This is a genomic window from Methanoregula sp. (assembly GCF_002835825.1).
Taxonomy (GTDB): Archaea; Halobacteriota; Methanomicrobia; order Methanomicrobiales; family Methanospirillaceae; genus Methanoregula.
The window spans coordinates 1-1,682 of sequence record NZ_PIZH01000445.1; the positions used below are offsets into that span (position 1 = coordinate 1).

The window sequence follows — 1,682 nt, forward strand, 5'->3', positions numbered from 1 at the left end:
GGTCGTGGGGGGAGGGGATTGACACAACAAATGTTTGGCTCGTTTTGGAATATTTCTTTATGGTTATTGGTAATATCATGGCTCTTAAGCTCGATGTCGTGGTTGATCTGCTCAAGGCTGGTGAGAAGCTGGTCATGGGCACGAATCATCCTGCCGAGCATGGCAACGGATTGCCGGAGGCGCTCGTTCTTCTCATCCTCTTCTGCCGCACGCGGCGAGACTACCCGCATCTCCTTGAGACTGATATCGATGAGGATGTCGTGGGCAAGATAATAGTATTTCCGCCGTCGCTCGTCAATCTGGCAGGAGAGGATCGCCTCCCGCTCCATCATCTGGAGATGATCGATGACTGCCTTGGGTGAGAGCATCAGCGTGTCGGAGATCTCGGTCACAAAACAGGGTTTCTGCCGCAGGAGCTCGATGATACGCCGGCGGTTCCGGTTCCCCAGGATATCGAGCAGCCGGGCTGCCTCAGTAACATCGGGCATGCTTACGTACTGTTACTGCGGGACTATTAGGCTTTTTTCATCAGTCACAACGAGACGGGAAAGGGTGCGGGGCACGGTTCATTACTTCCACCGGGTCACGATATAGTAGTTGTAACTGTCACTGGACACACCAATGCCGACCATATGGTACTCTGGATTGAGAACATTGTTCCGGAATGCCACATTCGCATTGTCCGGTTTATCGGTAAACTGCTGCCGGAAACTGGTATCAGACAACGCCCAGGTCACCTTCGGGATGATGAGGACATTGGTGGTTGCATCAGGATCGGAATTTGCCCCGGGCACATAATTCAGGGCTGCTATCCTCACTTCATTACTCTTGGTTGCAGCCTGCCATGCCAGGGTTCCGTCAACCTGCACCGGTGCAAGGTTGTGGGCGTGCCGTTCGAGGTTGATTTGCTCTGCAAGCCGGGGGGCAATGACCGGGTTGGTGTCGGCAAAAATACCGGAGGTCCATGCGAGATACGCGATCCCGGCAGCACCGGTAAGAATCAGCATGAGAAAAACGAAGAGAACCTTCTTTTTCCTTCCGGTTCCGGCACGAGGTGCTGAACACGGGTGATACCGTTGGGTAATATATTGATCTGACATATCAGGACGCTTCCTTCAGGAACGGTTGAGCGTACCGGCATTAAAAATGCGGAAATTGCCCGGGTTGAAGCGATGAACCGCACGGTTGGATGCACTCTGGCAAAGATGGTGTTTCAGCCGGCTGGGAACCGGAACTTGTCTTTGGGGACGCTGATATCGAAGGTGCATCCCCTCCCGTGAGCACCGGTCTCGGAGATGCCGATCCCGGTATATCCCAAAAGCTCCCGGATGATGTAGAGCCCCTGGGGGTGATCGAGGTCGAAGAGGGTTGCCTTCTCATGATCCATGATCCCGCACCCGTCGTCCTCGAAGAGGATGTGAAGGGTATCGCCGTTCACCTTCGCTGTCAGGCGGATACGGCGGACCGGTGCCGTCCCGGAGCGCAGGGAGAAATCGAGCAGGCGATAGCATGCCCGGGAGAACAGGGGGTCGGCAAACACCTCGATATCACCGAGATCCATGACGATATCGGTATGATGGGAGGGGAGCAGGGCAACCGCATCTGAAAAAACTTTCCGCACCGGCTGCCACTCGGGAGCGATGAGACCGCGGTCCTGCAGCGCCCGCATCGAGGAAATCTGG

3 protein-coding genes are annotated in these 1,682 nt (G+C 55.4%); all 3 read right to left on the minus strand.

Annotated features, from left to right (window positions below):
• Positions 1 to 488 (minus strand): ArsR family transcriptional regulator (locus CW742_RS12095; RefSeq protein WP_292420719.1); only part of this gene is annotated, 488 nt, incomplete at its 3' end.
• A gap of 81 nt (positions 489 to 569) precedes the next feature.
• On the minus strand, positions 570 to 1,007 hold the full coding sequence (locus CW742_RS12100) for a CAP domain-containing protein (RefSeq protein WP_292420720.1): 438 nt from the start codon (positions 1,005 to 1,007) through the stop codon (positions 570 to 572).
• Between the two features lie 206 nt (positions 1,008 to 1,213).
• Positions 1,214 to 1,682, minus strand: a 469-nt coding sequence (locus CW742_RS12105) for an ATP-binding protein (RefSeq protein ID WP_342764883.1), incomplete at its 5' end; no start/stop codon positions are given.